The sequence below is a fragment of the Pseudomonas sp. GW456-12-10-14-LB2 genome (assembly GCF_002884345.1).
GTDB lineage: Bacteria > Pseudomonadota > Gammaproteobacteria > Pseudomonadales > Pseudomonadaceae > Aquipseudomonas > Aquipseudomonas paraglycinae.
Genome location: NZ_POHV01000003.1, coordinates 50,407 through 75,696, shown reverse-complemented (window position 1 = coordinate 75,696; position 25,290 = coordinate 50,407). Strand labels below are relative to the sequence as shown.

The following is a 25,290-nucleotide window of genomic DNA, read 5'->3' as shown; positions in this document are numbered from 1 at the left end:
ACGATGCTTCAGAGGAACTCGGCGATGGCCCTGCCGACATCCTGGGTCGAGCCCTTCCCGCCCAGGTCCGGGGTGATCGGGCCCTCGGCGATCACCCGCTCGATCGCCTGCAGGATCCCGTCGTGTGCTGCGCGATAACGCTCGTCACCGTTGCCCAGGAAATCGAGCATCAGCGCCCCGGACCAAATCATCGCAATCGGGTTGGCGATGTTCTGCCCATAGATGTCCGGCGCCGAACCATGCACCGGCTCGAACAGCGACGGAAAACGTCGCTGCGGATCAAGGTTGGCCGACGGCGCAATGCCGATGGTTCCGGCACACGCCGGCCCGAGGTCGGAGAGGATGTCGCCGAACAGGTTCGACGCCACCACCACATCGAACCGATCCGGTTGCAGAACGAAGCGCGCGCACAAGATATCGATGTGCTGCTTGTCCCACGTCACCTGCGGGTACTGCGCAGCCATCAGCGCGGTGCGCTCGTCCCAATAAGGCATGCTGATCGAAATGCCGTTGGACTTGGTCGCTGCGGTCAGGCGCTTGCGTGGCCGGGTCTGGGCCAGGTCGAAGGCGAACTTGAGAATCCGGTCGACACCCCGGCGGGTGAACACCGATTCCTGCAGCACGAACTCATGCTCGGTGCCTTCGAACATCTTGCCGCCGACCGATGAATATTCACCTTCGGTGTTCTCGCGAATCACCACGAAATCGATGTCCCCCGGTTCGCGCCCGGCCAACGGGCATGGCACCCCGGGGAACAAGCGCACCGGGCGGATATTCACGTACTGGTCGAAGTCGCGACGGAATTTCAGCAGCGACCCCCACAGGGAAATATGGTCCGGCACTTTCTCCGGCCAGCCCACGGCGCCGAAGTAAATCGCGTCGAAGCCCTTGAGCTGTTCGAACCAGTCCTCGGGCATCATCTGCCCGTGTTCCAGGTAGTAATCGCAATGCGCCCAGTCGAGCACTTCAATGCTCAAGTCCAGCTGCCATTTTTTCGCGGCCTGCTCCAGCACCCGCAGCCCCTCGGGCAGCACTTCCTTGCCAATCCCGTCGCCGGCAATCGCGGCGATCTTGAAGACCTTGCTCATCAGTTGTGGCTCCCCGTTGTTGTGAAGTTACAAGCCGCCGATGTGGAAGGCTTTGACTTCAAGGTATTCATCAAGACCGTATTTGCTGCCTTCACGGCCCAGCCCCGATTGCTTGATGCCGCCGAACGGCGCGACTTCCATGGAGATGATTCCGGTGTTGAGGCCAACCATGCCGAATTCCAGCGCTTCGCCGAAACGCCATGAGCGACGCAAATCTTGAGTGAAGTAATACGCGCCGAGGCCAAACGGCGTGGCGTTGGCCAGCGCCAAGGCTTCGGCTTCGTCGGTGAACCGCATCAGCGGCGCGACCGGGCCGAAGGTTTCTTCGTTGGCCAGGAGCATGCCGGCGTGGGCATCGCCAAGCACCGTCGGTTGCACAAATTGACAGTCGCCCTGCGGAACGCCGCCGCAAAGCAGCTGCGCGCCCTGGCTCAAGGCATCATCGATGTGGCGGGCCACCTTGCTCACGGCCGCCTTGTTGATCAGCGGGCCGATGGTCACGTTGTCCTGCAGGCCATTGCCGACCTTGAGCTTGCCGACTTCCTCGACCAGACGCTGGGCAAAACGCGGGTAAATGCCGTTCTGTACCAGAATCCGGTTGGCGCAGACGCAGGTCTGCCCGGCGTTGCGAAACTTGCTCAGCATGATCCCGGTAATCGCCTGCTCAAGATCAGCGTCGTCAAACACAATGAACGGTGCGTTGCCGCCGAGCTCCAGGCTCAATCGCTTGATGTGCTCGGCACTCTGGCGCATCAGCAAACGGCCCACCGCCGTGGAACCGGTGAAGGAAATCTTGCGCACCGTCGGGTTGCCGGTCAGCTCTTCGCCAATCCCGGCGGGCATGCCGGTCAGCACATTGAACACCCCGGCCGGAATGCCGACGCGCTCAGCCAACACGGCCAATGCGAGCGCCGACAGCGGCGTCAGATCCGACGGTTTGACGATGATCGGGCACCCTGCCGCCAGGGCCGGTGCACACTTGCGGGTAATCATTGCGTTGGGGAAATTCCACGGTGTGATCGCCGCGCAGACACCCACCGGTTGCTTGAGGGTCAACAGTCGGCGGTCGCCGCTGGGGGCCGGCATGGTTTCGCCGTAAATCCGCCGCGCCTCTTCGGCAAACCATTTGACGAAACCCGCGCCGTAGCGGATTTCACCTTTGGCTTCGTTCAGCGGCTTGCCTTGTTCGCAGGTCATGATCAGCGCCAGATCGTCGAGGTTGTCGATCATCGCCTGATACCAGCGCTCCAGCAGCGCCGCACGTTCGGCGGCCGGTCGTGCCCGCCAGGCGGGCCAGGCCCGCTCGGCGGCATCGATGGCGCGTCGGGTTTCCACGCCTTGCATGGCGGGCACGCGGCCGATCAATTCGCCGCTGGCCGGGTCGACGACATCCAGGGTCGCGCGGTCATCGGCGCCGATCCACTGGCCGTTCACATAAGCGAGTTCTGCGAGAAGACCGGGGTCTTTCAAACGATTCTTGAGCATGGTCGAGTCCTGATCCGAGACAGATTTCAGTCTAGGGAGACTCGACGGATAAGGATGCTGAAAGCGCGTAGCGGACAGTGTCGGCTGCTGAAATTGGCGGTGTAACAGCAGAACTGCTGTTTTCTATCGCTTCAGCGAACCGAGCAAACCCTCCAGAAAGCGCTCCCCCGCTTCCATCTGGCTGATCTCGATAAACTCGTCGGGCTTGTGCGCCTGCTCGATCGAACCTGGCCCGCAGACAACTACTGGCACATCCAGACGCTGCTTGAACAACCCGCCTTCCGTACCGAACGAAACCTTGGACGTCGCGGTATCCGGCGCCGCGAAATTTTTCAGGAACCGTACCGCTTCGACGCTCGGATGGGTGTCCAGTCCGGGATAGACGTTGACCGTTACAATCTCGATGGCTGCCACACTCGAGAGCTTCTGCGCCTCGCGCACGATCACCTCGGCACGCTCCTGCATCTGCGCGAGAATCTGTTCCAGATCATCGGCCGGCAAATTGCGCACTTCAAAATCCACCGTGCACAGATTCGGCACGATATTCAGCGCCCGGCCACCGCCGATCTGGCCGACGTGCACGGTGGTGTAAGGCACGTCGTAATCGGCATCCCGGGCGCCCTGCTCCTGCAGTTGACGCTGGGATTCACGCAACGCTGCAATGAAATCGCAGGCCACGTGGATTGCGTTGACCGAGCGCGGCGCCAGCGAAGAATGCGCCTCCAGCCCTCGACAATAGGTGCGATACGAGCCCTTGCCCTTGTGCCCCAGCACAAACTGCATGTTGGTCGGTTCGCCGATCAGGCACAGGAACGGCCGCACCGGCGCCAGATGCAGCACATCGAGCAAACGCCGCACGCCAACGCAGCCGATTTCCTCGTCGTGTGACAGCGCCAGTTGCAGCGGACGGCTGAGGGAATGTTCGGCAGCCTCAAGCATCGCGTCGATGGCCAGCGCGATAAAGCCTTTCATGTCGCAACTGCCGCGCCCGTAAATCCGCCCGTTCTGCTCCGTCACATGGAACGGTGGAACCGTCCACGCCTGCCCCGCTGCTGGCACCACGTCGGTGTGTCCGGACAGCAGAATGCCCGGTTGGCTTTTCGGACCGGTACTGGCAAACAGATTGGCCTTCTTGCCGCTTTCGTCCTTGACGATGAGCGACTCGATGCCCTTGCTCAGCAGCAACTCGCGAACGTACTCGATCAACGCCATGTTCGACTCCGACGACACGGTATCGAACGCAATCAATCGTTTGAGAATCTCCAGTACACGGGGTTTCATGAGGCTTTGCTCCGTTGTTCGGCCAAGGGGGCGAACCGGCGTATGGAAAAGGGTTCGATCAACGTGGAAGTGCTGCCGGTGCTGATCAGCTCAGCCATGACGTCACCGACGCCCGGCCCCAACTGGAAGCCATGGCCACAGAAGCCGAACGCGTAATACAGGCCATCGACCGTACCGCTTGGCCCCATGATCGGCAGCGAGTCCGGCAGATAGCTTTCGATGCCGCTCCAGACCCGGATGATGTTCAGATTGCCGACACCCGGCAGCAGTCGGCGCATTTGCCGGATCTGGTTGAGGATGCTGCGTGGCTCGACATAGGCGCGGCGATTGACCATGTCCGGTTTGCTGCGATAGCCGCCGCCAATGATGATGTTGCCGCGCGGAATCTGCCGGAAATAAATGACTTCCTCAGGTATTTTGGTGAACACCCCAATCACCGTCGGCAAGGCGTATGGCACCGGTTCCGTCACCGCCATCTGCGGGCCATGGGTGTCCAGCGGAACCGGTTCGCCGAACTGCGCGGACAGTTTCTCGCCCCAGGCGCCGGCAGTGATCAGCAGTTGTGCGGCGCGATATTGCCGGCCATCGGTGGTGGTGACGCTGAACTCGCTTCCGATTTTCTGCACTTCGGCCACTTCGGTCTGTTCTTCGATACGCGCACCGATCCGCCGCGCCGCCCGGGCAAATGCCGGCGCCGCCAGACGCGGGTTGGCGTGACCGTCGTGCGGCGCGTAGGAGCCCCCCTTCACGTCCGGCCCAAGAAACGGAAAGCGCCGATGCAGTTCAGCGCCGCGATAGACCTGCAGATCCAGTTGGGCCGCCTCCGGTGCAGCGGCATACGCCTCGAGCTCGGCAATTTCGTCTTCGCGGTAACACACACGCATGTGGCCGCTGGCGATGAATTCCAGATCGTCGTCAATCAGCTCCGGCAAGCGCTTCCACAGCGCAAAGGAACGGTTGGCCAACTCCAGTTGCCCCAGATAACGACCCTGACGCCGCACGTTGCCGAAGTTGACGCCGCTGGCGTATTGGCCAATCAGGTCGCGCTCGAGCAGGGTCACGGAGTGCCCGCGCTGACGCAGGAAAAACGCTGACGCCGCACCCATGATGCCGCCGCCGATAATCAATACATCACTTTTCTGCGAGTTCATGACGGCTCCTCGATGATGACCATCGGCAACGGTTTGACGGGGGCCTGACCGCGTTGGCGACCGACTTGCTGAACACTGACGCCGGCCGCGGCGGCAATCACTTCGGCGCCGGCCTGCGAGCAGTAGCGGCCCTGGCAACGGCCCATGCCGACCCGACTGAAGGCCTTGGCCCGATTGACTTCACACGCGCCTTTTTCACTGACCGTACGGCGCAGTTCGCCGGCGCTGATCATCTCGCAGCGACAGACGATCGCCGAATCCGGCAAGGCCCCGGCCTGTTCGGCGGGCCAGGGAAATGCCTGCGCCAGACCGAGGCGGAACTGATCCATCACCGCCAGTGCACGCCGTTGCTCTGCGCGAAAACCGGCATCCACCGGTTGTTGCTGATCCTCCAGCAGCGCCATCGCCACCAGACGTCCGGCATGTTCAGCCGCATCGGCACCGCGAATCTTTGCGCCGTCGCCGGCGGCATACACACCGCTGACCGACGTGCGGCCCTCTTCATCAAGCGCCAGCCACCATTGGCCGGACGCTTCATCAAAACGCATGCGGCACCCGGCCAGATCGGCCAGCTGGGTTTCCGGACGCAAGTGATACCCCAGGGCCACGGCATCGCAATCGATGTCCAGGGTTTCGCCTTTGGCTGAGCGCACGCGCACGCCACTGACGCCGCTAGTGGCATCTCCCGATATGAGCTCCGGCTTGATCCCCAGATGCACCGGTATTTTCGCCTGATACAACTGCGCCAACAGTTTCATCCCGGTAAACAACACCCCGGGCCGCGCGAGCATCTTCGGCAGCGCGACAATGCGTTTGCTCATCGGCGATGTATCAAGCACCGCAGCGACGTTGGCGCCGGCCTTCACGTACTGGCTGGCCACCAGATACAGCAGCGGACCACTGCCCATGAACACCACGCGATGGCCGATGGAAACCGCCTGCGACTTGAGCGCGATCTGCGCCCCGCCGAGGCTGTAGGTGCCCGCCAGCTGCCAGCCTTCAATGGGCATCAAACGGTCCGTGGCGCCGGTACACAGGATCAACGCGTCGAAGTCCACCGTCGTATGGTGACCCTGACTGACGCAGCTCAACTGCCTGGGCACCAGATTCCACACCAGCGTGTCGGGCCGGTAATCGATGTGTGGGCGCAAGCGCTCGAAACTCTCGTGCAGGTCGCGCGCCTTGGCCGCTTCAGTGCCGTACAGCGCGCGGTAGTCGCGGGTGAAACCTTCGGGTTGGCGACGATAGATCTGGCCGCCGTCGCGGCGATTTTCATCGATCAGGACCGGTTTGATGCCGGCCTTCACCAACGTCTCGGCGCAGCGAATCCCCGCAGGGCCGGCGCCGACGATAACTACCCGTGCAGTGGCCATGTCGCCTCCGGTTGTGTGGTGACGAGATCCAGCCCTTCACGGACTTCATTGGAGCACGCACGCAGACGTTCGCCGCTGCGCGTCCACACCCAGCAATCCTGGCAGGCGCCCATCAGGCAGAACCCGGCACGTCGACCGGCATCGAATTCCGACTGGCGTAGCGCATCGCCCTGAGTGAGCAATGCGACCATCAGTGTGTCGCCCTGCAACGCCTTGATGGGCACGCCATCCACGGTCAACCCGACGGTCACCCGGCCCTGCTCGGCCAGTCTCACAAAACGAGCGCTCATGCATAGGCTCCCTGATTGAAGGTGGTCACGTCCCGCTGGGTTTTCAGCAGTTCGACGCTGTCGTGGTGGCAAAGAATTTCACTGCCACCGTCGATGATTCGGCGGTTGGGTGCCGTACGGTTGCACAGGCCATCGACGCGCACCGGGCAGCGATTGAGGAAGGTGCACAGCTCGGCGACATTGGCTTTGGGCCCGATGGGCGGCAGTTCGCCGCAAGTCGTCCCGCAGGTTTCCAGCCAGCCCTGGCGCAGCTCCGGCACCGAGTGAATCAACAGATCGGTGTAGGGATGGAACGGTGCCTGCGCAAACGACTGGCGGCTGCCGGCCTGAACCTTGTGGCCGCTGTACATCACCACCACGTCATCGCACAGCGCGCGCACGGTAGAGATGTCATGACTGATGAACAGGTAGGACACACCGAGCTGCTCACGCAAATCGCGGAGCAATTCAAGAATCGCGGCACCGACCACGGTGTCCAGCGCCGAGGTCACTTCATCGCAGAGGATCAGATCGGGTTTGGCCGCCAGTGCCCGCGCCAGGTTCACCCGCTGTTTCTGCCCGCCGGACAATTCACTCGGACGACGCTCGGCCAGGGCTCGCGGCAGGCGCACCAGATCCAGCAATTCGCCGATGCGCTCGCGCAACGCCGCGCCTTTGAGGTTGAAATACATTTTCAGCGGCCGACTCAGAATCGTGCTGATGCTGTGCATCGGATTGAGCGCCGTGTCGGCGTTCTGGAACACCATCTGGATTCGCCGGAATTGCTCGTCGCTGCGTTCGGCCAGACAACCGCCCAGCGGTTGCCCGTCAAAGGTCAGCCCGCCCAATGCCGGCGTGAGCAGGCCGGCCACCACGCGGGCCAGCGTTGACTTGCCCGAACCCGACTCGCCGATCACGCCAATCGCCTGGCCCCGGCGCACGGTCAGATCAATGTCTTCCAGTACACGAATGGCCGGCATGCCCTGGGTGTTCTTGTTGCCGTAACCAGCGGTCAGGCCGCGAATGGTCAGCAGCGGAGTTTCTTCGGCAATTCCGCAAGGTGGGCGGATCGTCGTGTCCGGCCGCGCGGCCGCCAGCAGACTGCGGGTGTATTCATGACTCGGGCCTTTGAGCAGCGCCGCCGTAGCGCTTTGTTCGTATATCTGACCGCCATTGAGCACGACGATCTGATCGGCCATTTGCGCCACCACGGCCAGGTCATGGGACACATACACCGCTGTCGCACCACGGTCACGCACCACGCGCTTGAACGCACGCAACACGTCGATCTGGGTCGTCACATCGAGCGCCGTGGTCGGCTCGTCGAGGATGACCAGCAACGGATCACTGATCAGCGCCATTGCCGCCATCACCCGCTGCAGTTGCCCGCCGGACACCTGGTGCGGGTAACGCTGGCCGATGTGATCCGGATCCGGCAGGGCCAGATCGCGGAACAGCTCAATGGCCTTGGCCTCAAGGGTGGCGCGGGTGCCGAGGCCGTGAATCAAGGCGCCCTCCACCACTTGGTCGATCAGCTTCTTCGCCGGGTTGAATGCCGCCGCAGCGCTCTGCGCGATATACGACACCCGATTACCGCGCAGCCCCTGCAATTGCTGCTCGCTGAGCGCAAGCATGTCGTGCTCGCCGACCTGTACCACGCCGCCGGACAACCGACAGCCCCGTCGGGCATACCCCAACAGAGCGAGGGCAATGGTGGTCTTGCCCGAGCCCGATTCGCCGATCAACGCCAGCACTTCACCTTGTTCCAGGGCAAAGCTCACGCCTTTGACAATTTCGGTTTCCCCGTGCTCGCCGCAAGCGACCACGCGCAGGTCTTCAACTCGAATCAATTGGGTCATTTCAATGGCCTCCCGTGCGGCGACTACGTCGCGACGACAATCTGTCGATAAACAGATTCACGCCGATGGTCAGGGTGCCGATGGCCAGCGCCGGGATGACGATGGCCGGGGCGCCCTGATTGAGGCCGCCGATGTTTTCCCGCACCAGCGAGCCGAGGTCGGCATCCGGCGGTTGCACGCCCAGCCCGAGAAAACTCATGCCGCTGAGCAGCAGCACGATGAAACCGAACCGCAAGCCCAGGTCAGTCAGCACCGGGTTGAGCATGTTCGGCAGGATCTCCACGCAAGCAATGTACAAACGCCGCTCGCCACGGGTTCGGGCGACCTGCACGTACTCCAGCGCTTCGATGTTCACCGCCATGCTGCGCGCGATACGGAACGCGCCCGGGGCGAAGCTCAACACTGCCGTGCTGATCAGCAGGGTCACTGAAGAGCCGAACGCCGAAACCATGATCAACGCGAGCATCTTGCTCGGGATCGAGATAAAGGCGTCCATCAAGCGGCTGATCACTTCGTCCAGCCATTTCGGCGACACCACCGACAGCAGCGCGCAACCGGTGCCCAGAGCACTGGCCAGCACCGCCGCAATCAACGCCAGGCCCACGGTGAAGCGTGCGCCGACGAGCACCCGGCTGAGCATGTCGCGGCCCAGATAATCAGTGCCGAACGGGTACACCGCGCTGATGTTGTCGAACACGTTGCCCGAGACCACCTCGCCGACCGGATGCGGCGCCAGCCACGGGCCGAATAATGCAACCAGCAACCAGATAACGCAGATGGCCGCACCGATGAGTCCCAGCCATACGGGCCCGTGAGACACCTTGCCGGCTGACAGATCGGGGGCTGCGGGCGTCGATTTCACAATGAGATTGTTCATTGGTTTCTCAGCCTCGGATTGGACAGAATCGCGCACAGGTCGGCAATCAGCACCAGACCCAGATAAGCCGTACAGAACAACATGGTGCAGGCCTGCACCAGTGCCATGTCACGGTTGGTCACGGCATCGACCATCAGGCTGGCGATGCCGGGATAGTTGAAGATGGTTTCGACAATCACCACCCCGCCGAGCAGATACGACAGGCTCAGCGCAATCGCATTGGCGATCGGCCCGATGGCATTGGGCAAAGCGTGGCGCAGTACGATGCGCATCGGACTGACGCCTTTGAGCCGGGCCATTTCCACGTAGGGGCTGTCGAGCTGGTCGATCACTGCCGCGCGGGTCATCCGCGCCATTTGCGCAACGATCACGCAGCACAGCGTCATCACCGGCAAGGCGTAGGTGCGCATGAATTGCCACGGTGAAGTGATGTCGCTGGCATAGGACAGCGCCGACAACCAGCCCAGGTTTACCGCAAAGATCAGCACCGCGAGGGTCGCCACCAGAAACTCCGGCACCGCGACCATGGCCAGGGTGGTGAAACTCAGGACACTGTCGATCCGCCCGCCACGACCCATCGCCGAGCCGATGCCGAGAACCAGCGCCACCGGCACCGACACCAGCGCCGTGGCGGCCGCCAGCATCAGGGTGTTGGGCACACGCCCGGCCATCAGCTCGACAACCGGCATCGCGTTCGATACCGACACGCCCATATCGCCACTGAGCAGGCTCATCAACCAGTGCAGGTAACGCACCACACCGGGTTGATCGAGTCCCAGTTTCAGGCGCAGCGCCGCCACCTGTTCCGAGGTGGCAAACTGGCCAAGGGATTGTTGTGCCGCGTCTCCAGGCAGTACCGCCGTGATCGCGAACACGACCATCGATACGATCAACAAAGTCACGATCGCGGCGCCCAGCCGTCGACCGATCAACCACAGTGTGTTGCTATTCATCGCCTACCCTCCTGCACCTGGCTTGCCGTTCATTTCGACGGCTCTGTTCAAGCGTCCAGCCAGACCTGCTCGGCGAACATGTAACCCATGAAGCCGCCGAGCGGGTTGCTGCCGTAGCCCTTGATCCGTTGATCGACGCCGTCGATGTTGCTGATGAACACCGGTATGCCGATGCCACAGTGGTCGTGCACCAGAGTCTGCATGTCCGCGTACATCTTGCCGCGCTTGGCATCGTCGGTTTCGCCGCGGGCGAGCATCAGCAACTGGTCGAACTGCTCGTTCTTCCAGCCGGACTCGTTCCACGGCGCCTTCGACTGGAAGAACTGCGAGAACATCACGTCGGCGTTCGGACGTGGGTTGATGTTGCCGAAGCTGATCGGGTGCTTCATCCAGTGGTTGGACCAGTAGCCGTCGCTCGGCAGGCGCTTGACGTCGAGTTTGAGCCCGGCCTGTTTGGCCGACTGCTGCAACAACACTGCGATATCGACGGAACCCGTTGCGGCAGGCGACGCAAACAGCTCCATGCTGATGTTTTCCATGCCCGCTTTTTTCAGCAGGAATTTGGCTTTTTCCGGGTCGTAGACCGTTTGCGGCAGGTCGCTGTTGTAGTAGCGCGAGCCGGGCGCGATCGGATGATCGTTGCCGACCACGGCAAAGCCGCGAAACACCGCCGACTTGATCTGTTCGCGATCGAGCAGGTACTTCATCGCCTGGGTGAAATCGGCGTTCTGACCCGGCAGTTGATCCTGACGGATGATCAAATCAGTGTAGTTGCCCGACGGCGCATCAACGACCCGGTGTCTGGCGCTGGCCTTGATCCGGTCGGTGGAGCGCGGGTTGACCTCATTGATCATGTGCACGTCGCCGGACAGCAGCGCGTTGACCCGCGACGGCTCGTCGCCGATGGCGATGAATTCGATTTCGTCGAGGTACGGCAGGCCAGGCTTCCAGTAGCCGGTGTTGCGTGCTGCCACCGAACGTACGCCCGGTTTGAACTCCTTGACCTTGAACGGTCCGGTGCCAATGCCCTGGTTGAAGTCGGTGGTGCCTTCGGGAACGATCAGCAGATGCGAGACGGCCAGAATCGACGGCAATTCGGCGTTCGGTGCAGTCAGGCGAATCTGTACTTCGTTGGCCCCCGTGGCCTTGATTTCGGCGAACTGCTCCATCAGCGGCATGACTTTGGAGCCGGTCAGCGGATCCTTGTGTCGTGACAGCGAGAACACCACGTCGGCCGCGCTGAGGGTTTTGCCATTGTGGAACGTCACGTCCTTGCGCAGCGTGATCGTCCACAGGGTCGCGTCGGTGTTGTCGATGCGCTCAGCCAGTTCCAGTTGCGGCACCAGGTGCGCGTCGAAACGGGTCAGGCCGTTGTAGAACATGTAGTGCCGCACATAATCGGTGGACAGCGCGCCTTTGGCCGGGTCGAGGGTGTCGGCGGTCGAGCTGGACATGCCGGCGACACGTATCCGCCCACCCGGCTTGCCTTTGCCCGGCGTCGCCGTATCGTCGGCCAACAGTTTGCCGGCAGCACCAAACAGGCTGCCGGCGCCGGCAGCCGCTACGCCGGCCACACCGAGCATTTGCAACGCGTGACGGCGTGACATGCCGCGATTGAGGCCTTCGAACACTCGCAGGCTTTCTTCGCCCGAGATCAGAGGTGAGTCGTTCTTGTGATCAGTCATTTCAGTGCTACCTGTCGAAATTAAGAAGGCTCAAGTGTTCCGGTTGGCCGGAACGTCCTGGAAACGCAAACGACGGTAAAGCCACAGCATCAGCTCAATGCAAATAGTCCTGAAAGCGGTAATAGGCGCCCACGAAAGGCAGGAACCACGGCTTGCCGAAATGCCCGGGGATCGCCGGCCAGTCGAGTTCACGCCAGGGGTTGGCCTCGGCATTGCCGGCCATCACATCGGCCATCACCTGCCCCATGTGCACCGACATCTGCACGCCGTGGCCGCTGTAGCCCATCGAATGGAACACGCCGCCGTGCTGGCCGGCTCGCGGCAAACGGTCGGAGGTCATGTCTACCAGGCCGCCCCAGCAGTAATCGATCCTGACGCCGGCCAGTTGCGGGAACATCTGGACCATCGCCGCCTGCAGCACCTTGCCGCTCTTGGCATCGTTGACACTGTCGGACATGGCAAACCGCGCGCGCCCGCCAAACAGCAAACGGTTATCCGGGGTCAGGCGGAAGTAGTTACCGATCATTCGACTGGTGACATAAGCGCGGCGCCCCGGCAGCAACTGATCGATCAACGCCCGCGGCAGGACCTCGGTGGCAATCACGAAACTGCCCACCGGTACGATTCGCCGCCGATACCAGCCCAGACCACCGTGCTGACAGGCACCGGTCGCCAGCAGAACCTGCCCGGCGTGCAGCGAACCCTTGCTGGTGTTGACCTGATAACCGCCGGCCCGGGCTTTCCAGTCGAGCACCGAGGTGCCCTCATGGATCAGTGCACCGTGACGCACCGCCGCTTCTGCCAGACCGATGCCGAAACGCCCGACGTGCATCTGCACGCCATTGCGCTGAAACAGGCCGCCATGGAACTGCGCAGAGTTGACTTCGGTGCGGGTCTGTTCGGCAGACAGCAATTCAACATCGGCATCGACTTCGTTGCGGATCAGCTCGCAGGTGCGGGCCAGGCCTTCGTAGTGCAACGGTTTTGCCGCCAGTTTCAGCTTGCCGTTGCGCAGCAGGTCACAGGCGATCTGCTCCTGCTCGACCAGCGACACAACGCTTTGCACGGCACTTTCGTAAGCCTGGTAATAGGCTTTCGCCCGGTCGGCACCGAGGCTGGCGCTGAGGCTGGCGTAATCCTGCGCCACCCCCGTGTTGCACTGCCCGCCATTGCGTCCCGAAGCCTCGCCGATCACCCGTCCGGCTTCCAGCACCACCACACTGGCACCCTTGAGCGCCAGGGCCCGGGCTGCCGCCAGCCCGGTGAAACCGCCACCGACGATGGCCACATCGACTTGCCCGGGCAAACCGCCGAGCTGTGCGCCGGTGAAGGCCGGTGCGCTGTCGAGCCAGTAGGATTCACTGCCCATGTTCAATCCCGCCTTTGCCAATGAGGATGTCGTTACAGGCCGACCAGTGCGGCCAGACCGCCGATGTCCGGGATCTGGTGGTAGCTGTAGAAGGCGTTGCCCGGTACTTCGTGACCACGGGCGACGAAGGCCTTGTTCTTGATCTTCATGTCGTGGGCCGGCATCAGGTCGTAACGGAAGCTGGAGGACACATGCAAGATGTCTTCCGGGCCGCAGTTGAGGTTGTCGAGCATGTACTCGAACGCCGCCAGACGAGGTTTGTAGGCTTGTGCCTGTTCGGCCGTGAAGACTTTGTGAAAAGGTGCGCCGAGTTTTTCGACGTTGGACATGATCTGGCTGTTGCTGGCGTTGGAGAAAATCACCAAGGGAATCTTGTCGGCGATTTTCGACAGGCCGGCCGGTACGTCCGGGTGCGGGCCCCAGGTCGGAACAGCGTCGTAATACAGCTGGCCTTCTTCGCGGTATTCGATTCCCCAACGCTTGCAGGTACGCGCCAGAGCGGTCTTGAGAATCTCGTCATACGGCATCCAGTCGCCCATGACCTGGTCCAGGCGATAGGCCGAGAAATCCTTGACGAACTGATCCATCTGCTCAGCGGGAACGCGATCGGCGAAGAGTTCGCGGGTCATTGTGCCCATGTGGAAATTGGTCAGCGTTCCGTAGCAGTCGAAGGTAATGAATTTGGGGCGAAGAAAGCTCATTGAGTGCGTTCCTGAAGTTCGTTGAGGTCAATGGCGCTACAAGCATTTGCCTGGTTTGCGCAGTAGCGATGCAACGCTGCAGCACACCGTCATTACAACACCGTGAAATCAGCAGATGGCGTTAAAAGCGACCTCCGTTCGATACAAATCACCGTTTTGGTCATTCCACTCAGCAGACTTTGCGGTGCGCTCCAGCCTTGGGCAAAGCCCCTGTTTATGCGCACTTATGGGCCTTTATCTGGCGCTTTTGATTTCCGACAGCGACTTTGCCCGCAGAAACTGCGCCCCATCGCAGCTTTGGCATCAGTTGCTGCGGCGTCTGTCAGCCCGGATCTGAATCGAGGCGATTGAACCTACATCCTGCGCCTGAGCGACGAGACTGGGTACAAGCCTTTTATAGGGTAAAAAGGCCCAAGCATTTGCTGCCGACACAAGGCCCGGATTAAGTAGTAAGTGTGGTGCTCGGGGCTGTGCTTCGCGGAATCTGCCGAATATTCCCTGCCCCCTTGTCAGGCTTTCATCCAGATGGGATACAGGCTTCACCTCGCCGCAAAACCCGGCGCCAGCGCACACTCTTGATCGGAGAATCGCCATGTCCACCCCGCTCCCTTCCTACGTCTATCGGCCGATGACTGCCGACGACCTGCCCAAGGCTCATGCACTGTCCGTGCAATTGAAGTGGCCTCATCGACTTGACGACTGGGCCATGCTGCAACGGGTCAGCAAGGGTTTTGTCGTACTTGATGGCGAGCGTTTGATCGGCACCGCGTTTGCCTGCCCGCAAGGTGATTTCACGACCATTGGCCTGGTCATTGTCAGTGACGATTACCAGGGCCAGGGCATCGGGCGAAAGCTCATGGAACACGCGCTGCAGGCTTGCCAGTCAAGCACGGCGATATTGAATGCAACCGTGGCCGGCGCACCGCTGTACGCCAGTCAGGGTTTTGTCGAGTTTGGCCGGATTCAGCAGCACCAGGGCCAGGCGCAAGCCCCCGTGCCCGGGCCATTGGCAGACGGTGAAGAATGCCGCCCATTGCGCGAGTCGGATCATGCGCGGGTGCTGGAACTGGCCAATGCCGGGAGCGGACTGGATCGGCGAGCGGTGCTTACCGATCTGTTCGCCGTCGTCGAGCATTCGGTGGGCATTGTGCGTGACGGTCAGTTGCAGGCCTTCGCCCTGCTGCGCCCATTCGGTCGCGGTCGTTGCATCGGCCCGCTGATCGCCGAAAACCTTGAGCAAGCCCAACACCTGATCGCCACATTGCTGGCCGGGATACCGGATGCCTTTGTGCGCATTGATATTCCAGCGGATTGTGGCCTTTCCGACTGGCTGGAAGCAGCCGGCCTGAAGAAAGTAGACACCGTGGCACAAATGTCCCGCGGTGCAGCACCGCAAGCAAACAATGGCGTTCGGCAGTTTGCCCTGGTCACTCAAGCCATCGGCTGACTATCGCGCTGGCGCTAGTCGCCCCCCAAGAAATCCCCTCAAGACCTGGAGCTTCACCCGTATGTCCGAACCTTGCATCATGCTGTTGGCTCGTGCCGATGGCAGTCGCGTCGACACCGCTTTCAAACAGCAACCCTTGAACGCCGCAGACCCTTTCCCGACCGGACGTCAGGTTGCCTGGTCAGGGAGCGACGGCATATCTGCAGGCATCGTCGAAGCAGGCGCAAGCCTTGTTATCGAGGACTTCCCGCACACCGAGGTGATCGTAGTCCATGCGGGGCATGTGACGTTGAAAACCCGGGAGCGGACGCTGGAACTGGCCGTCGGCGCCAGCGCGGTCATCGGCCGCGGCACGGACGTGCGGATCGAAGCACAGACCGGCACCCGGTGGGCGTTTTGCGCCATGGCCACCGCAGCCGCGACACCCGGCCTGACCTTGCTCGACCCGCAGGCGCATCTGTCTCCCTCCGCCGCGCCGGAGCAACAGATCCTGATCGGTCCGACACCGCAATGCCGGTCACGTAATGCCTTCGAAGACGCCACAACCGATCTGCGTGTCGGCGTGTGGGACTCGACGCCCTACGAACGTCACGGTCGCCCGCACAAGCTCAATGAGTTGATGTACCTGATCGAAGGCAGCGTAACGTTGCAGACGCCTGAGGGCTCGAGCGTGACCGTCAATACCGGCGACAGCGTATTTGTTGCGCGCGGGGCACCGTGCGCCTGGAAAAGCACGCGCTATGTACGCAAGGTGTATGCGGTTAAATAGCGTCGGCCATGAAGCGCCTTGTCGAAGCGGAACGAAGCCCCATAGGCCGAGGCTGGCAGGTGGCTGGAGTGATCTGCCCGCAACCGCGAGCGGAAAGTGCCGCATTGCGGTTGAGTCCGGTACAGCCCACGCTTTTGCAATTCGGGAATAACCAGTTCGACAAAGTCCTCAAGGCTGCCTGGGCTGATCAACGGGTTGAGCATGTAGCCGCTGGTGCCGGAAATTCGCGCGTGCTCTTCGATGCGCTCGGCGACTTGCTGCGGTGTACCGACGAGAATCAGGTCGCTGCCACGGGTAACGCTGGCGAAGCGCTTTTTCACATCACCCGCCGTCAGCGGCTTGCCACTGCCATCGGGGCGCATCACATAAGAGGTCAGGCCTTCGGTGTGCGTCGAGAGTGCATCGCTGTCGGCGTAGCGGCTGATGTCGATGCCGGTGTCGCCGGCGTAACTGACCAGTTGTGCCTGCAAGTGATAGTTGCTTTGCAACTCGTCGTATTTGCGCTGGGCTTCGATTTCGGTTTTGGCCGTGACGATGCGCAGTACCGTCAACGATTTCACGTCTTCACGTTGACGCCCAAGCGCCTGCGCCTGGGCCCAGATGTCTTCCAGGCCCTGCCGGATTTCCTGCGGGTTGGATTTGGCGATGAAGATCAGTTCCGCGTGCTTGGCGGCGAACTCTCGACCGCGTCCCGACCAGCCCGCCTGAATCAGCAATGGTGTGCGCTGCGGCGACGGAGCGGTCAGGTGCGGCCCGGCGACACGATAGTGCGCACCCTCGTGATTGATCGGTCGCACCCGCTCGCCTCTGGCATACAGCTGGCGGGACTTGTCGGCAACCACGGCGTCGTCGGCCCAACTGCCTTCCCAGAGTTTGTACACCACATCGAGAAACTCTTCGGCGCGCTCATAGCGATCGTCATGCTTGATCATTTGCTCCAGCCCGAAATTGCGGGCGGCGCTGGACAGGTAAGAGGTGACGATGTTCCAGCCCACTCGCCCATTGGTGAGGTGATCAAGCGTGCTGAAGCGCCGGGCGTGGGTAAACGGGTGCTCATAACTGGTGGTCACCGTGACACCAAATGCCAGGTTTTCCGTCACGGCCGCCAACGCCGGAATGATCATCAACGGATCGTTGGCCGGCGCTTCCACCGCCCATTTCACCGCCGCATCGGCGTTGCCACCCAGCACATCGTAAAAGCCCAGCACATCACCAAAGAACAGCATATCGAGGTGCGCCTGATCGGCAATCCGCGCCAGGTTTGACCAGTAGCCCAGCGAGTTGATCGCCAGGCGTTCGTCAGCCGGGTGAGTCCACAGACTCGGCGCACCGCCGCAGCCGACGCTGGCTTGTTCATAAAGTGCAAACAGCAGAGGTTTAGGATCGGACATCGTGGTTCCTGCTAGAAATCATTCAACGGAATGGCTCAGCGCTGATGCTTGAAGCCTCTGCCGTAATGGCGTTCGAGGCGATGCTGGATCAGTTCGAGACCGATGGATAACAGCCAATAGATGGCGGCTGCGGTGGTCAGCATTTCGATGTAACGGTAGGACGAACGCCCGTACGACTGCGCCAGAAACATCACTTCCCAGACACCCATGACCGAAATCAGGGACGAGTCCTTGAGCATCGAAATGAACTGGCTGGTGGTCGGCGGAATGATCGTGCGCATGGCTTGCGGCAGGATGATATGGATGAATGTTGCGGCGGGTCTCAGGCCCAGTGCGGCGGCTGCTTCGCGCTGACCCGGGGCAACCGCGAGGATGCCGGCACGAAAAATCTCACTGAGATAAGCCCCGTAGTTGAGCGACAGCGCGATGATCCCGGCGCTGATTGCGCCTGGCACCACACCCAGCTGCGGCAGCCCCAGATAGATCAACAGGATCTGGATCAACAGCGGCGTGCCGCGAAAGAACGAGGCGTAGAAGCTGGCGATACCAAACGCCACGGCGCTGCTCGACAGCCTGGCCAACGCGGTGACAAAGCCCAGCAATAACGAAAACCAGATCGAGCAGAAACACAGGAATATCGTCAGCGCGGCGCCCTGCAAGAACCCGTTCGGCCCCAGATGCAGGCCGACCAGGTTCGGCCACTTTTCCAGAATGATCGAAAACTTCAGATCGAAGCGCATGAAAAACCACACGCCCAGACCCGACAGCGCCGCCCACGTCAGATACAGACGCGTGCGAAAACCGAACAGCTGACGTGTCAGTGGCGGCTGCTTTTGCGGGGTAACAGCCGCTTTGGCCGGATGCGGATTGATTGCTGTCATTGGCTGATATCAGAACCGATCCACTTGCGGGATATTTTGCTTAGCGTGCCGTCAGTCTTGAGTTGTGCGATGACTTCGGTGACTTTCGCATTCCATTGCGCATCGCCTTTTTCGACCGCCACGACGTTCGGTTCGGCATACAGTGGATCTCCGGCAATCTTGAAGCGCGGATCCTGAGCGATGCGTTCACGCGCGGTGATCAGGTTGGTGACCATAGCGTCCAGGCGCACGCCGGTACCGAGTGCGAGATCCTGGAAGGCAACGGTTTCATTGTCGTAAGGCGCGATCTGGACATTGTCGAACGGATAGCTCAACGGTTTGTCCTCGGCGCCTTCAATGACCAGATCCTTGTTCAGATAGGCCTCATAAGTCGACGCACTGATCACACCGACTTTTTTGCCGGACAAGTCCTTGCCAGTGGCAATGTCCTTGTCCTTTGCATTGACCACGATCACCGCCGGCGACTGGTAATACTCCACGGGGAAGTCGAACACTTCGGCCCGCGCCTTGCTCGGTGTCATCGAGCACACGCAGATGTCGTATCGACCGTTCCAGTGCCCGGCGGCAATCACGTCCCAGGAAGGCGTTTCAAGTTTCAGCTTGACCCCAAGGCGCTCGGCCACAGCTTTAGCGACATCCACATCAAAGCCGTCGAGCTGGTTCTGGTCATTGAGAAAAGAGAACGGCGGGTAACTCTCCATCAGGACACCGGTGAGTTCACCTTTTTGCGTCACGCGATCAAGGGTTGGCCCCGCAAATGCTGCAGCGCAACTGACGGCGAGCGCCAGGCCAAGTGTCAAATGTGTCGGGATCTTCAAGTGCGAATGCTCCAATCTGGGAAAGCCTGATTAGATTAAAACGCACTATAAAATTAATATGAACTTCATTTTAGGAATAAAAAGCTGCGCTTGGGCTATATGGATTCCAGACCTCACCCTTAAGCAAAGCGCGCTCCACTCTAAGCTCTGTAGGGGCAAGCAAACGATTGACTTGTACGATGTCCTATCACAGATTATTAGTACGCCTCCCTACAAAAATAAAACCACGGAGATTGCTACATGGACTCATCCCTGTCCGCCAAGCCTGAAAGCCTCGAACAGGTAAAGGGCAATACCCGCCGCAGCTTCCTGAAAAAATCCCTCGCTGTTTCCGCCACGCTCGCCACCGGCTCTGCCTTGCTGCCCAGTCTCGCTGAAGCCACCGAACCGTTGAGTCAACGCTACCCGGATCCACTGATTCACATCCTCGACGACAGCTTCCTCGACTTGCGTATTTTCAACGCCAGTGTGGAAAAACTCGCCACCGGCATGCGCTGGGCCGAAGGACCGGTCTGGGTCGGTGATGGCCGCTATTTGCTGGTCAGCGACATCCCTAATAATCGCATCATGCGTTGGGACGAAATCACCGAGACCTTCACCGTGTACCGTGAACACTCGAACTTTTCCAACGGGATGTGCCGGGATCGCCAAGGGCGGCTTATCGTCTGCGAAGGCTCTACCACCACCAGCGAAGGCCGCCGCATCACGCGCACCGAATACAACGGCACGACCACCGTGCTCGCCGACAGCTTTGAGGGCAAGCCCTTCAACTCGCCTAACGACATCGTCTGCAAAAGTGACGGATCGATCTGGTTCACCGACCCGCCATTCCAGACCGGCAACAATTACGAAGGCCACAAAATCACCCCGAGCCAACCGCACGCCGTTTACCGCATCGACGGTGAGAGCAGAAAGGTCACTCGGGTGATCGACGACCTGAACGGCCCCAACGGTCTGTGCTTTTCTCCCGACGAGAAAACCCTGTATGTCGTCGAAGGTCGCGCCAAACCCAATCGTTTGATCTGGGCCATTGCCGTGAAGGAAGACGGCACACTGGGCGAGCGTCGCAAGCACATTGAGGGGCTGGACTATGCGGCAATCGACGGTATCAAGTGCGACGAAGCGGGCAACCTCTGGTGCGGCTGGGGCGGCAATGGAGATCCCAGGGCCGACCTGGAAAAACTCGACGGCGTGCGGGTTTTCAACCCACAGGGCAAGGCCATCGGGCATATTTCGCTGCCAGAGCGCTGCCCGAACCTGTGCTTCGGGGGGCGCGAAGGGAACAGGCTGTTCATGGCAAGCAGTCACTCGATCTACTCGCTTTTTGTGAATACTCGCGGGACTGCGTTCGCTGTGTAAAAACGCCGTTCATCTCGCGGTCGCTTCGTGAGTATCGAAACAATATCTCGCCGCGCAGCCAGGGATGCGCGGCATTCAATCCCGCTCGCCATCCCTGAATCAAAGAGGCTGCCTGCGGTCTTTCAACCGATAAGTTCCTGAGCCGTTGCTGCCAGCTGACTACCGACGCGGTCTTTCAGGCTATCGATAAAGCGAGTGATTTTTGCATCGACGAACTGTCGTGACGTGTAGACGGCATAAACGTTGCGCTCGTACGTATGGTAGTCAGGCAGAACCCGCACCAGTTTTCCGCAGCGCAAATCATCGATGGCAGTAAATCCGGCCAACAAGCCGATTCCGGCCCCTTCCCGAATGGCAATAGCCATCGCGTCCATGTCATTCACGCTGAAGCTCGGTCCGCTGGGAACGAAGGTCGCGTCACCTGCTTTGCTCTTGAGCTGCCACTCATCCCGCACATAGTCCACCGTTCCCAGCAGCAAGCATTGATGAGCGCTGAGTTCGTCAGGCGTGGTCGGGGTTCCGTGTCGATCCAGATATTCGGGCGACGCTGCCAGTACGCAATGACTGACGCCGATCTTCTGACTGACATACGCTGAATCCGGCAGCGTACGAGCAATCAGGATCGAGACATCCAACTGGTCCTCGAGCAGGTTGGGCATGCGTTGCGAGAGCATCAAATCCACGGTGACGTCCGGAAATTCATCGCGGTACGCCAGCACTGCGCCGGTCACCAGGTGCCGAGCGAGTCCAGGTACGCAGTGCACGCGCAAGGTTCCTCTGGGCTTCAAGGCTGCATTGCTCGCTTCGGCTTCTGCACTTTCCAGGTCAGCCAGGATTTTGATGCATCGCTCGTAGAACCGACGACCCGCGTCGGTCACCGAAAGACGTCGGGTAGATCGTTGCAACAGACGCGCATCGAGCACATTTTCAAGTGCCGAGACGGCGCGCGAGACATTGCCGACAGTGGAGTCCAGATGGTTCGCAACGGCCGTGAAACTGCCCATCTCGACCACTTTTATGTACACCGACATATTTGAAAGTTTATCCATCCTGATCGTCCTTCAGACCTGCAATCCGCTCGAGACAAGTGCGGATGCTACACCCTCCCCCCTGGCCCCCGATATTACCTCTGGGGAAAACAATGATTCCCTCGTGGCCGGCTAAATCAAGCGACTCACCTTCCATAGACTTGGTTTCACGGAGCGCTTGCCCGTCCCTGACAACCAACCAAAGGCCACACCATGAACAACTCCTACGATCAGCTTTATCTTTTCATCGGTGGTGAATGGATCGATGCGCAAGGTCGCTCTACGGCAGCCGTCGTCAACCCTGCGACCGGGCGTGAAATCGGACGTGTTCCCCTCGCCACTGCCGGCGACCTTGACCGCGCCCTGGAAGTGTCCCGAGTGGGCTTCGAACAATGGCGGCAGACGGTGCCGGACCAGCGCGCGAAAATCCTCAAGCGCGCCGCCGATCTGATCCTGGAACGAGCCCCGCACATTGCAGCGCAGATGACCCTGGAAGAAGGCAAGCCACTGAGCGAAAGCATGGATGAAGTGGTGCGAGCCGCAGAGTATTTCGAATGGTTCGCCGAAAGCGCTCGGCGCATCGACGGCCGTGTTGTACCTGCCAACCGCCCCGGTGTACTGCAACTGGTCAAACGCCAGGCCATTGGCCCGGTCGCAGCTTTCACGCCGTGGAATTTTCCGGCCATCACGCCTGCCCGCAAACTGTCGGCGGCCCTGGCGGCGGGTTGCAGCGTGATTCTCAAACCCGGAGAAGAAAGTCCCTCCACCGCGCTGGCCCTGGCACGGGCGCTGGACGACGCAGGCCTGCCCAAAGGCGTGCTGCAAGTGGCCTTCGGCGTACCGGATCAGGTGTCCAGCCAGCTCATTGCTTCTCCGATCATTCGAAAAGTGACATTCACAGGCTCCGTGCCCATTGGAAGGTTGCTCTCGGCCCGCGCCGCCGAGGGCGTGAAGCCCATTACCCTTGAGCTGGGAGGTCATGGCCCGGTGTTGGTATTTGCAGATGCGGACATCGAAAAAGCCGCGGTAGAGGGTGTCGCGAACCGCTTTCGCGGTACCGGCCAGGTGTGCATCTCGTCGACCCGGTTCATCGTTCAGCGTGGCGCTTATCAAGCGTTTGTCGATCACTTTGTCGCGGCCACCAAAGCCCTGAAAATCGGCGACGGCTTCGATCCACAGACTCAGGTCGGACCGCTCGCCAACCCAAGGCAGTTGGTCAAGATGGAGCAATTGATAGCCGATGCCGTCGAGAAAGGCGCACGGGTATTGGTCGGTGGCGAGGCGCTTCCCGGAGACGGCTTTTTCTTCCAGCCCACCGTTTTGGCAGACGTGCCCATGAACGCCCGCATCATGCACGAAGAACCTTTCGGTCCCATCGCCGTGTTGATGCCTTTCGATGAACTGGCCGACGGCCTGCAAGAAGCGAATCGATTGCCGTATGGCCTTTCGGCCTATGCGTTCACCTCCAATGCACGAACAGCCATCGACGTGGCCGACGGACTGGAAGCCGGAATGATCGGGATAAACCAGTACCGCATCGTCGCCACCGAGCTCCCGTTCGGCGGCATGAAAGAAAGTGGTCACGGCTCCGAAGGCGGCGTTGAAGGCATCGAGCACTACCTCACCCACAAATTCATCAGCCAGGTTTAACGGAGCTCCCATGTCCACGATCAATTTCAGCAGTCCTCGCGACGCGGCCCGGGCCTTCACGCCCAAGCTGTCGGATTTCGTCGACGCAACGCTTTATCCGCAGATCTGGGCCGATCCTGGATTGTCACTCCGCGACCGCAGCCTGATTACCGTCGCTGCATTGATTGCCGGTGGTCATTCAGAAGAACTGCCCGCTCACTTGCGCCGGGCAATCACCAACGGCGTCAGCCTGGACGAAATTGCCGCAGCGATTACCCACCTGGCTTTTTATGTGGGCTTTCCCGGCGCCATCACTGCATCGGTCATCGCCAATGCCACGTTTTCCGACTCGGAGAAGAACCCGCTATGAAAGCGATCAACATCAGAGAATTCGGCGCCGCAGATGTCCTGGAGCTCGTCGATGCGCCCGACCCCGAAGTCCGCCCCACCGACCTTCTGGTGCGGGTTTACGCCGCTGGCGTGAACCGTGCCGACCTGACCCATCGCACCGGTGGTTATGGGCATCCGAATTTCGGTGACTCGCTGATCATCGGATTGGAGATCGCTGGCGAGGTGATCCAGACAGGCAGCGAAGTGACCGGCTACGCCGCAGGAGACCGAGTGATGGGCGTCGTTGGCGGTGGCGCCTATGCCGAACTGGCGCGCATCGACTACCGCATGGCCATGCCGATCCCCGCGCAACTGGATTATGTACACGCAGCGGCTATCCCGGAGGTGTTCGTCACCGCCCATGAAGCGATGATGCACCTGGCTCGCCTCAAGTCCGGCGACTCGGTGTTGATTCATGCGGCGGCCGGCGGTGTCGGCTCCGCAGCCGTGCAACTGGCCTACGCCACCGGCGCCACGGTGTATGCCACCACAGAGGGCAGCAAGTTATCGCGTGTCGAACATCTGGGGGCTGACGTCGCGATTGACTACAAGACCCAGGACTTCGCCCAAGTCATTGCCGACAAGACCGATGGTCGAGGGGTCGATGTTGTCATCGACTTCATCGGCGAACCCTACTTCGCACGCAACATTGCCTCGCTTGCTCACGGTGGCCGACTGGTGCAAGTCGGGATTCTCGGCGGTGGCGGCCAGGTAAGCGTGGAGCTCGAACACATCCTCTATCGGCATCTGCAAATCATCGGCACGGTGATGAAATCCCGCACACAACCGGAAAAGCACGCCATGATCCAGCGCTTCCGTGAGCATTGGCTCGATCGCTTCGACGGCGCAGGGAGCCTGGAACCGGTGGTGGACAGCACATTTGCGCTGGCGCGGGCTGCCGATGCTCACCGGCGAATGGAGTCTTCAGAGAATGTCGGAAAAATTATCCTGACCATGCGTCCGGAGGATTCGCCGTAACACACCCGAAGCGTTCAAGGATGAACATTCATTCATCGAAAACAGGATTCGATGCGTCTAGTCTGCGGGTTACGACATAGTGACTACAGGAGTAACCCACCATGTTCTCGCACGAAAGCATCCCACTGATCATCCTTTTCACCATCCTGCTGCTCGGCGTACTCACCGCCGTCCTTCATCCCGTGCATGCGTTCTACAGTTGGCTCCAGAGGCGCAGGGAAAGATCCGCTGCCGAGGCTGCGAGCGAGGCGGATTCGCACTGATGCGCATGACTGGCCCGGAGGAATCCGGGCCTTTTTCCGCCTGCTGGCGACAGCACCGCAAACCACAGTGAACACTATTCGCGCCCTCTCCCCGCTACCCAGGCAAGCCTTCAGCTTGTGATGTCGGTTCTGCGCATTTGCGCGAAAAAATTGCCGCTTGATTGTCAGGTGGCTTTTTTCCGCCTATCGTGAACAAAACCTATACAGAAATACCGTACTCGTACAATTATTTGGGGTGCTGATCCG

The 25,290-nt window shown here is 60.7% G+C and carries 23 protein-coding genes; 7 read left to right on the top strand and 16 right to left on the bottom strand.

What is annotated here, in order from left to right:
* Positions 1–8: 8 nt before the first annotated feature.
* The 12 genes from C1X29_RS02845 to C1X29_RS02790 all read right to left on the bottom strand — a co-directional run bounded on the left by C1X29_RS02845 (position 9) and on the right by C1X29_RS02790 (position 14,091).
* Entirely contained in the window at positions 9–1,088 is a 1,080-nt protein-coding gene (locus C1X29_RS02845; protein WP_085745644.1) for a tartrate dehydrogenase, read from the bottom strand.
* A gap of 27 nt (positions 1,089–1,115) precedes the next feature.
* Complete coding sequence (locus C1X29_RS02840; RefSeq protein ID WP_102716810.1) at positions 1,116–2,573, bottom strand: NAD-dependent succinate-semialdehyde dehydrogenase; 1,458 nt, start codon at positions 2,571–2,573, stop codon at positions 1,116–1,118.
* A gap of 123 nt (positions 2,574–2,696) precedes the next feature.
* Complete coding sequence (gene argE, locus C1X29_RS02835; protein WP_102716809.1) at positions 2,697–3,854, bottom strand: acetylornithine deacetylase; 1,158 nt, start codon at positions 3,852–3,854, stop codon at positions 2,697–2,699.
* Positions 3,851–5,005 (bottom strand): FAD-binding oxidoreductase, encoded by a 1,155-nt coding sequence (locus tag C1X29_RS02830; protein ID WP_102686143.1) that lies wholly within the window; start codon positions 5,003–5,005, stop codon positions 3,851–3,853. The genes argE and C1X29_RS02830 overlap by 4 nt, the downstream gene beginning before the upstream one ends.
* Entirely contained in the window at positions 5,002–6,378 is a 1,377-nt protein-coding gene (locus C1X29_RS02825; RefSeq protein WP_102716808.1) for an NAD(P)/FAD-dependent oxidoreductase, read from the bottom strand. The genes C1X29_RS02830 and C1X29_RS02825 overlap by 4 nt, the downstream gene beginning before the upstream one ends.
* On the bottom strand, positions 6,360–6,668 hold the full coding sequence (locus C1X29_RS02820) for a (2Fe-2S)-binding protein (protein WP_085745639.1): 309 nt from the start codon (positions 6,666–6,668) through the stop codon (positions 6,360–6,362). Before C1X29_RS02820 ends, C1X29_RS02825 begins: the two co-directional genes overlap by 19 nt.
* On the bottom strand, positions 6,665–8,506 hold the full coding sequence (locus C1X29_RS02815) for an ABC transporter ATP-binding protein (RefSeq protein WP_102716807.1): 1,842 nt from the start codon (positions 8,504–8,506) through the stop codon (positions 6,665–6,667). The genes C1X29_RS02820 and C1X29_RS02815 overlap by 4 nt, the downstream gene beginning before the upstream one ends.
* A 1-nt stretch (position 8,507) precedes the next feature.
* Positions 8,508–9,383 (bottom strand): ABC transporter permease, encoded by an 876-nt coding sequence (locus tag C1X29_RS02810; protein WP_085603597.1) that lies wholly within the window; start codon positions 9,381–9,383, stop codon positions 8,508–8,510.
* Positions 9,380–10,336 carry an ABC transporter permease gene (locus tag C1X29_RS02805; protein WP_102716806.1) on the bottom strand — a complete coding sequence of 319 codons (957 nt, stop codon included), beginning with the start codon at positions 10,334–10,336 and terminating at the stop codon, positions 9,380–9,382. The genes C1X29_RS02810 and C1X29_RS02805 overlap by 4 nt, the downstream gene beginning before the upstream one ends.
* A gap of 47 nt (positions 10,337–10,383) precedes the next feature.
* Positions 10,384–12,021 (bottom strand): ABC transporter substrate-binding protein, encoded by a 1,638-nt coding sequence (locus tag C1X29_RS02800; protein WP_102716805.1) that lies wholly within the window; start codon positions 12,019–12,021, stop codon positions 10,384–10,386.
* A 94-nt stretch (positions 12,022–12,115) separates the two neighbouring features.
* A complete protein-coding gene (locus C1X29_RS02795; RefSeq protein ID WP_102716804.1) occupies positions 12,116–13,390 on the bottom strand; it encodes an FAD-binding oxidoreductase in 1,275 nt (424 codons plus the stop codon).
* 32 nt (positions 13,391–13,422) lie between these two features.
* Positions 13,423–14,091 (bottom strand): haloacid dehalogenase type II, encoded by a 669-nt coding sequence (locus C1X29_RS02790; protein ID WP_039768553.1) that lies wholly within the window; start codon positions 14,089–14,091, stop codon positions 13,423–13,425.
* A gap of 592 nt (positions 14,092–14,683) precedes the next feature.
* On the opposite strand from C1X29_RS02790, the gene C1X29_RS02785 reads away from it, so the two are divergent.
* Positions 14,684–15,538 (top strand): GNAT family N-acetyltransferase, encoded by an 855-nt coding sequence (locus tag C1X29_RS02785; RefSeq protein ID WP_102716803.1) that lies wholly within the window; start codon positions 14,684–14,686, stop codon positions 15,536–15,538.
* A 61-nt stretch (positions 15,539–15,599) separates the two neighbouring features.
* Entirely contained in the window at positions 15,600–16,307 is a 708-nt protein-coding gene (locus C1X29_RS02780) for a cupin domain-containing protein (protein WP_102716802.1), read from the top strand.
* Here the strand turns inward: C1X29_RS02780 and C1X29_RS02775 are convergent.
* The 3 genes from C1X29_RS02775 to C1X29_RS02765 are packed head-to-tail and all read right to left on the bottom strand — an operon-like array spanning position 16,277 to position 19,397.
* On the bottom strand, positions 16,277–17,698 hold the full coding sequence (locus C1X29_RS02775) for an LLM class flavin-dependent oxidoreductase (RefSeq protein WP_102716801.1): 1,422 nt from the start codon (positions 17,696–17,698) through the stop codon (positions 16,277–16,279). The two genes, C1X29_RS02780 and C1X29_RS02775, sit on opposite strands and share 31 nt — an antisense overlap.
* A 35-nt stretch (positions 17,699–17,733) precedes the next feature.
* Entirely contained in the window at positions 17,734–18,579 is an 846-nt protein-coding gene (locus tag C1X29_RS02770; RefSeq protein WP_011334213.1) for an amino acid ABC transporter permease, read from the bottom strand.
* Positions 18,576–19,397, bottom strand: coding sequence for an ABC transporter substrate-binding protein (locus C1X29_RS02765; protein WP_102716800.1), 822 nt, complete (start codon positions 19,395–19,397; stop codon positions 18,576–18,578). The genes C1X29_RS02770 and C1X29_RS02765 overlap by 4 nt, the downstream gene beginning before the upstream one ends.
* A gap of 240 nt (positions 19,398–19,637) precedes the next feature.
* On the opposite strand from C1X29_RS02765, the gene C1X29_RS02760 reads away from it, so the two are divergent.
* Complete coding sequence (locus C1X29_RS02760; protein ID WP_102716799.1) at positions 19,638–20,756, top strand: SMP-30/gluconolactonase/LRE family protein; 1,119 nt, start codon at positions 19,638–19,640, stop codon at positions 20,754–20,756.
* A gap of 122 nt (positions 20,757–20,878) precedes the next feature.
* On the opposite strand, the gene C1X29_RS02755 is transcribed toward C1X29_RS02760, so the two are convergent.
* Positions 20,879–21,805 (bottom strand): LysR family transcriptional regulator, encoded by a 927-nt coding sequence (locus C1X29_RS02755; protein ID WP_102716798.1) that lies wholly within the window; start codon positions 21,803–21,805, stop codon positions 20,879–20,881.
* 192 nt (positions 21,806–21,997) lie between these two features.
* Between C1X29_RS02755 and C1X29_RS02750 the strand changes: the two genes are divergently transcribed.
* From C1X29_RS02750 to C1X29_RS29385, 4 genes are all read left to right on the top strand, one after another.
* Positions 21,998–23,434, top strand: coding sequence for an NAD-dependent succinate-semialdehyde dehydrogenase (locus C1X29_RS02750; protein WP_102716797.1), 1,437 nt, complete (start codon positions 21,998–22,000; stop codon positions 23,432–23,434).
* 10 nt (positions 23,435–23,444) lie between these two features.
* The gene (locus C1X29_RS02745; protein WP_102716796.1) at positions 23,445–23,783 is read left to right on the top strand and encodes a carboxymuconolactone decarboxylase family protein; all 339 of its coding nucleotides are present in this window, start codon (positions 23,445–23,447) and stop codon (positions 23,781–23,783) included.
* A complete protein-coding gene (locus C1X29_RS02740; RefSeq protein ID WP_102686129.1) occupies positions 23,780–24,781 on the top strand; it encodes an NAD(P)H-quinone oxidoreductase in 1,002 nt (333 codons plus the stop codon). The genes C1X29_RS02745 and C1X29_RS02740 overlap by 4 nt, the downstream gene beginning before the upstream one ends.
* A gap of 101 nt (positions 24,782–24,882) precedes the next feature.
* A complete protein-coding gene (locus C1X29_RS29385) occupies positions 24,883–25,044 on the top strand; it encodes a hypothetical protein (RefSeq protein ID WP_165369533.1) in 162 nt (53 codons plus the stop codon).
* Positions 25,045–25,290: the final 246 nt, after the last annotated feature.